At 68.5% G+C, this 6,673-nt stretch carries 8 protein-coding genes; 5 read left to right on the top strand and 3 right to left on the bottom strand.

The features are described 5' to 3' along the window. From CDO46_RS17400 to recR, 3 genes are all read left to right on the top strand, one after another. The coding region (locus CDO46_RS17400) for a DNA polymerase III subunit gamma/tau C-terminal domain-containing protein (RefSeq protein ID WP_303395836.1) at positions 1-702 on the top strand (702 nt) is incomplete at its 5' end. Next, complete coding sequence (locus CDO46_RS17395) at positions 699-1,025, top strand: YbaB/EbfC family nucleoid-associated protein (RefSeq protein ID WP_087839737.1); 327 nt, start codon at positions 699-701, stop codon at positions 1,023-1,025. The genes CDO46_RS17400 and CDO46_RS17395, both read left to right, overlap by 4 nt. A gap of 11 nt (positions 1,026-1,036) precedes the next feature. Continuing rightward, positions 1,037-1,648, top strand: coding sequence for a recombination mediator RecR (recR, locus tag CDO46_RS17390; protein WP_087839736.1), 612 nt, complete (start codon positions 1,037-1,039; stop codon positions 1,646-1,648). 19 nt (positions 1,649-1,667) lie between these two features. Here the strand turns inward: recR and CDO46_RS17385 are convergent, their stop codons facing one another. Genes CDO46_RS17385 through CDO46_RS17375 form a run of 3 tightly spaced genes read right to left on the bottom strand, consistent with a single transcriptional unit; the run spans position 1,668 to position 4,084 of the window. Beyond that, positions 1,668-1,880 carry a SlyX family protein gene (locus CDO46_RS17385; protein ID WP_087839735.1) on the bottom strand — a complete coding sequence of 71 codons (213 nt, stop codon included), beginning with the start codon at positions 1,878-1,880 and terminating at the stop codon, positions 1,668-1,670. A gap of 11 nt (positions 1,881-1,891) precedes the next feature. After that, positions 1,892-3,283, bottom strand: coding sequence for an undecaprenyl-phosphate glucose phosphotransferase (locus CDO46_RS17380; protein ID WP_254914623.1), 1,392 nt, complete (start codon positions 3,281-3,283; stop codon positions 1,892-1,894). Positions 3,284-3,295: 12 nt separating this feature from the next. After that, positions 3,296-4,084 carry a WecB/TagA/CpsF family glycosyltransferase gene (locus tag CDO46_RS17375; protein ID WP_087839734.1) on the bottom strand — a complete coding sequence of 263 codons (789 nt, stop codon included), beginning with the start codon at positions 4,082-4,084 and terminating at the stop codon, positions 3,296-3,298. A 214-nt stretch (positions 4,085-4,298) separates the two neighbouring features. Here CDO46_RS17375 and CDO46_RS17370 point away from each other — a divergent pair, with 214 nt between their 5' ends. Continuing rightward, positions 4,299-5,180, top strand: a complete 882-nt coding sequence (locus tag CDO46_RS17370; RefSeq protein WP_132979357.1) for an SLBB domain-containing protein — start codon at positions 4,299-4,301, stop codon at positions 5,178-5,180. Between the two features lie 11 nt (positions 5,181-5,191). Further along, the gene (locus tag CDO46_RS17365; RefSeq protein WP_087839732.1) at positions 5,192-6,670 is read left to right on the top strand and encodes a hypothetical protein; all 1,479 of its coding nucleotides are present in this window, start codon (positions 5,192-5,194) and stop codon (positions 6,668-6,670) included. The last annotated feature ends 3 nt before the right edge of the window (positions 6,671-6,673 follow it).

Genomic DNA, 6,673 nt, shown 5'->3' with positions numbered 1-6,673 from the left:
CTGGCCGCGGCCCGCAACATGTCGATGGCCGGCAACAAGCGTGCGCCGGCCTCGGCGCCTGCCCGGCCGGCCGGCAATACGGCGCGGACCGCGCCGGCGGCTGCTCCGGCCTCGCCCCCGGAAGGGGCGGGGGCCGACGAAGACGGGCCGCCTGCCTGGCACTCGGAGATCGAGGCCGGGCTGCAGGAAGAGGCGCCGCCGGTGGAGCGGGAAGCTCCCGCCGCGCCGGTTCCCACCGTGGCCCGGGCCGAGCCCCCGCGCGGCGAAGACGCCGCGGGCGCGGCCAGCGGCCCGATTGCATTGAACGAGCCGTGGCCCGTGCTGGCGGCTCGGCTGCCCATCAAGGGCATCGCCGCCCAGCTCGCGCAGCAAAGCGAGTGGGTGGGCGTCGAAGGCGGTACCGTGGTGCTGCGGGTCGCGACCCGCGGATTGGCCGAAGGCGCGGGCGTCGAGCGCCTGCGCACAGTGCTCGAGCAGCATTTCGGCGTGCCCGTGCGGCTGCGCTTCGAGATCGGCCAGACCGGCGACGCCACCGCGTTCGCGGTGGCCGAGTCCGAGCGCCAGGCGCGCCAGGCCGAGGCCGAGCGCGCGATCATGGCCGATCCCTTCGTACGCGAATTGCTCGACAGTTTCGGCGGCCAGATCGTACCCGACTCGATCCGCCCGGTATCTTCCGAATCCAAACAAGGAACCCAGCCATGATGAAAGGACAGCTTGCCGGTCTGATGCGCCAGGCGCAGCAGATGCAGGAAAACATGAAGAAGGCCCAGGAAGCGCTGGCCGACATGCTCGTCGAGGGCGCCTCGGGCGGCGGCCTGGTCAAGGTGACCATGTCCTGCCGCAACGACGTCAAGCGCGTCGCCATCGATCCCAGCCTGCTGGCCGACGACAAGGACATGCTGGAGGACCTCGTGGCCGCCGCGTTCAACGACGCGCTGCGCAAGGCCGAGGCCACGAGCCAGGAAAAGATGTCCGCGCTGACCGCCGGCCTGCCCCTGCCTCCGGGCATGAAGCTGCCCTTTTAAGCGGGACGGGAATGGCAGGTGATCGATTCGTCGGGCCGGCGCCGCTGTCGGTGCTGGTCGATGCCCTCAAGCGCCTGCCGGGAGTGGGCGCCAAGTCGGCGCAGCGCATGGCCTACCACCTGCTGCAGCACGACCCGCACGGCGCCCGCATGCTGGGCCAGGCCCTGGGCGACGCCGTCGACCGGCTGCGCCATTGCGCGCGCTGCAATACCTTCACCGAATCCGAGATCTGCGAGACCTGCGCCAGTCCCCGCCGCGATGCCAGCCTGTTGTGCGTGGTCGAGACGCCGGCCGACCAGAACATGATCGAGGCCAGCCACAGCTACAACGGGCTGTATTTCGTCCTGATGGGCAGGCTGTCCCCGCTCGAGGGCGTGGGGCCGCACGAGATCGGCTTCGACCGCCTGCTCGAGCGCGCCGCCGACGGCCAGGTCAAGGAGGTCATCCTGGCCACCAATTTCACGACCGAAGGCGAGACCACCGCCCACTATCTTGCCGAGCTGCTGCGCGCGCAAGGGCTGGGCGTGACCCGGCTGGCGCGCGGGGTGCCCGCCGGCAGCGAGCTGGAATACGTCGATGCCGGCACCATTGCCTGGGCCCTGATGGACCGCCGCGCGCCATAGGCGCGCTTTTCCGTTCCTTTCAGTAGTGCGGAGGGATCTCGTCGCGCAGCGAGGCCGGCGCGGCCGGCCCCTGCGCGCTCTGTTCCCGGACCCTGGCCAGCTCGCGCGCCAGCGCATCAATCTGCTGCTGTTGCCGGAAGACGAGTTCGTTCAACTGCTCCACCAGGTCTTCCATGAAGGCGAGCTTGATCTCGACTTCCATCAGTCGCTGGGTGGCGGGGGTATCGGGCATGGAGGCTGTCGTCAGTAGGCCTTGCTGTCATGGACGACCAGGCGCAAGGTCATGAAAAGAATACGGATGTCCAGCCAGGGCGACCAGTGCTGGATGTAGTAGCGATCGTACTCCACCCGCTTCATCATCTTGTCCAGCGTGTCGGTCTCGCCGCGCAGGCCGTTGACCTGCGCCCAGCCGGTAATGCCCGGCTTGACGGTGTGGCGCAGCATGTAGCCGCGTATCTGCTGCCGGTAGAACTCGTTGTGTTCCGCGGCGTGCGGCCGCGGACCGACCAGGCTCATGCTGCCGTTGAAAACGTTGAACAACTGGGGCAGCTCGTCCAGCGACGTGCGGCGCAGGATCCTCCCCACGGGAGTGATGCGGGGATCGCCGCGCGTGGCCTGGCGGATCTTGCCCGGATCGGGCTGGTGGGTGTACATGGACCGGAACTTCATGACCTGGATCGGCTCGCCGGCCAGGCCGTAGCGCGTCTGGCGGAACAGCACGGGGCCGGGTGAACTCAGCCGCACGAGGGCCGCGATCGCCAGCATGGGGATGCCCGCCGCGAGCAGCATCAGGCTGGCGAACAGCAGGTCCATGCTGCGCTTGATGCCTCGCGCGATGCCCAGGATCTGCGTGTCGTGCAGGCGCAGCAGCGGCACGCCGGCCATGTTGCTGACGCTGACCTCGAAGTCGCCCAGCGCGGGAGATTCCGGGACCAGATAGATGGCCGACGTCGAGTCGCCCAACTGGTTCAGGATGGGCTGCGCGTACGGGGTCTTCATCAGCGTCATGCTGATGAAGGCGACGTTGGATTTCTGTTCCTTCAGGTGTTCGACGGCCTGGGGCAGGTCGCCCAGGTAGGGAAGCGACTCCAGCGGCTCGGGCCGCTCTGTGTCGTCGAAGTATCCATCCACCAGGATGCCCATGGCCGGCGAGCGGCGCAGCCGGATCGCCAGGGTCTGGGCCTGGAAGCCGGGCATGATGAAGATGGCGCGGCGCACGTACTGGCTCGCGCCGTAGAGGTGCTGCGCGCTGAGCCGCATCAGCGCCAGGCCCGGCAGCAGCGCCACCGGGGTCAGGAAGGCCCAGGCCTGCAGGATTTCCCGGCCCAGGTTGCGGTGCTCGATGGGCAGCAGGATGAAGGCGAGCAGCGTCACCATGACCACCTGCGACCAGGTCAGGATGGCGCGCCACAGCATGAAGGCCATGGTGCGGGTGCTGAGCAGTTGCTCGAAGCGGTAGTAGGCGATGCCGGTGGCCACCGCGATGACGAGCAGCAGCGACCCGTCCTCGTTCGAGGGCTGGCGCCCGAAATAGAGGCTGGTGGCGGCATGGCAGAGCAGCGCGATCGCGGCTGCTCCGATGGCGGCCATGCTGTAGAACATGCGCTGGTGGGAGGGAAGGCGGCTGGTGGCCATGGGGGTTTCCTGTCAGCGTCCGCGAACGCCGGAGCGATATTCCCGCCAGCAGATGGCGAAGAACCGGGGGTCTTCCTTCAGATAGCGTCGCCACAGCCGTCCGGGATTGCTGAGCAGCCGCCAAAGCCATTCCATGCCCATCCGCTGGACCAACCGGGGCGCGCGCCGCTGCAGGCCGATGGCGAACTCCATGGCGGCGCCCACGCACAGCACCAGTCCGTGAGGCAGGGTGGCGGCATAGCGGCCGGCCCAGATTTCCTGCTTGGGCATGCCCAGGCAGACGAAGACGAGGTCGGGAGCCAGGGCGCGGATGCGGTCCGCGGCTTCGCGGCCTTCGTCGCCCAGCGGGTCGAACCGCATCGACGGCGTCATCACCGTGACGTCGATGCCGGGGTAGGTGGCCGCGAACCGGCTTTCCAGCATGGGACCGTCCCCCGGCATGCCGCCCAGTATCGCGATCTTCCAGCCATGGGCGACCGCCTGCCGGCAGAGCGCCACGAACAGGTCCGAGCCCGTCACGCGCTCGGGCAGCGGCCGGCCCAGCAGTCGGCTGGCCCAGACGATGGGCATGCCGTCGGCGAACAGGTAGTCGGCCTGGCGGTAGATGGGCTGGAGATCGGGTTGCTTGTCCAGGCGCACCACGTGATCGACGTTGGGAGTCGACACGATGCCCGCCGGTCCGCGCCGGCTGGCGACGGCGTCGGTCAGGATCGCCACGGCCTCGGAAAACGACGCCGCGATGATGTCCAGGTCGAAAAGCCGCATCCGGACGATATCGGGCTGGGCAGGGTGTGTAGGCATGTCGATGTAAGGACGGGAGGTAAGCGCCGGGCTGAAGGGATGCGGGGAGAATGCTACAAAAAATTGCCGGCGTTATTTCCCGGCTTGGAGTTGTTTGCTGTTCCTTTGCCGCGCTGTTCTGCGAGAATGTCGCACCTGCGGTCCGTCCCTTATCCCCCCTCTATAATCGGCATGATGATTTTAGCGGGCGTTTCGCGACTTCAATGGAGTAGTTTTGAGGCAATTTCGTACATGTCTGCCCAAGGTGCTGGGTGCGCTGATGGCTTGGCTGGCGCTTGGCGCCGCCTACGCTGCCGATGAGATGCCTCATCCCGGACGCCTGGCGCCCGCGACCATCGTTCCCTCCGAGGTCGAGGGGGGCGCCGTCGCCACGGTGGGGCCCGGCGACACGCTGTACCTGACCGTGTATGGCCAGCCCGAACTGGCCGCCCAGGTCACCATCGACGTCCAGGGACATATCGTGGTGCCTTTCCTGGGCGACATGGCCGTCGGGGGCGAGGCGCCCTCGGCCATCGCCAAACGGATCGCCGACGGACTGAGGCAGCGTGGATACCTGAACGATCCCCAGGTGGCCATCGAGGTGCTGCGGATCCGCAGCCGGATGGCTTCCATTCTCGGCAGCGTCGCCAAGCCCGGCCGCTATCCCATCGAAGGCAGCCTGACGCTGCTGGAGCTGCTGGCCCAGGCCGGCGGCCTGAAGGACAACGCCGACGACGTGGCGGTCGTCCTGCGCAAGGACAGCCAGGCCCAGGGCGGCCAGCGCCGCATGGAGTTGCTCATCGGCAACAAGAGCCTGCCCGAGCGCCCCGTCGAAGACCTGCCGTTGCAGGCCGGCGACGTCGTTTACGTGCCACAGGCCAAGGTTTTCTACATCTACGGCGAAGTCACGCGGGCGGGCGCCTATCCCATGGAGCGGGGCCTGAACGTGATGCGCGCGCTGTCGCTGGCCGGAGGGCTGACGCAGCGGGCCTCCGAACGGCGCATCAGCATCAGCCGCCCGGATCCCGGCACGGGCGAGCAACGCAAGCAGCGCGTCAACCTGGACGATCCGGTCGCTCCCGGCGACGTCATCTACGTCGACGAACGCTTCTTCTAGCCGGAGCGGGCTTGCGCGCGCACCAGCGTTCCTCTGTCTGGCAACCGGCAATACCGCTGGCGGCGGCCGCGCTGCTGTGCGCCGCCCGGCCCGTGGGAGCGGAGCAGCCCGACGCCGATGCGGTGATCGACGCGGTCATCGCCAAGACCGTGGGCGCCGTGGCGCCCAAGGCGGTCGAGCCGCCCGTCTTGGTGGCGGCGCCGGCGCCTTCCCGCGGCGTGGGCGCGGACGGCGGCCAGGCGCCCTTGACGCGGCGCGGCCTGGGGGCGGGGGCGCCGGTCTTCCCCGAAGGGATCGAATACTCGGTCCAGATCTCGCGCCTGATCCAGCAGGTCAGCAACCCCTATCGCCTGCCTGACACGGCGGGGGACAGGCGGCACGGCGACCTCGCCGTGGGCGATGAAGTGCGCGCGGCCGCGATCATCCCCCTGGCGTCCGAACGCACGCGGCTCCTGGCCTCGGCGGCCTTCGGCAACGTCGACTACCGGGACCAGGGGCAGCTCGACCACCATCCCCACGCGTTCAAGACCACCTTGCAGTGGCGCGCGGGGGACCTGCTCCAGGGCAGCGCCTCGGTTTCCGACCGGGTGCGGCTCAACCGCTACATGGCCAGCAGCTGGCCCGAGCGCGACCTGCTCAAGCAGCGGGTATTCAATGCCGACATCGGCCTGCGCGTGACCGAGTCGCTGACCCTGCCGATCCTGAGCGTGTCGCGCACGTCCTCGCGCAACGAGTTCGCGCTGAACCAGCAGCTGTACAACCGGGACGACAGCCAGGTGCAGATCGCCGCCCACCTCATGGGGCGGGACAATTCCTACGTGATGGCCGGGGTGTCGCGGGTGCGCAGCAGCTATCCCGATCGCACGCCGCTGCAGATACAGCAGCTGGACCGGGCCTACACCGACACCGAGTTCTTCCTGAACAGCATCTATCACTACAGTGCCAGGACCGCCCTCGAAGGCTACGCGGGCTGGCGCCAGCGCCGGTACGCGACGCTGACCGACCGCAACGTGGATTTCGTCACCGCCGAGCTGCGCGGCTACTGGGACTACTCGGCGAAGACCGCGTTCCACGTCCACCTGTGGCACCGGCCGTTCGGCAACGAGGAAGATCCCTCCACGCTGTACTCCACCCTGACCGGCGGCCGGGTGAGCATGCGCTGGCAGGCGGGCGAGAAGACCTGGTTGTCGCTGAACGTCGTGCGCGAGCGGCAGAAGAACTATCGCATCGGCGCGGGCGGCACGTCCGAGACCATGAGCTGGCGCGTGGGACCGCGCCTGGAATGGCAGGTGAACCCGCGGGTCCTGCTGACCCTGGACGGCTGGCGCGAGCGCGTCAGCGGGGCGGGGTATCCGGGCTACGGCGGCACGGTGGTCCGCGCCGGCATCACCCTGATGTACGACAATGGCTCGCCGCGTCCGTCGCGCCTGTACATGCGCGAGGAGTGCGACGCGCCTCGCTATCTGGATACCCGGCTGTGCGACCAATGACGA

Origin of the sequence: Pigmentiphaga sp. NML030171, assembly GCF_002188635.1 — a bacterium.
GTDB classification, from domain to species: Bacteria; Pseudomonadota; Gammaproteobacteria; order Burkholderiales; family Burkholderiaceae_B; genus Pigmentiphaga; species Pigmentiphaga daeguensis.
Note: the sequence above shows the minus strand (reverse complement) of the source record. Positions and strands in the feature narration are given on the sequence as shown.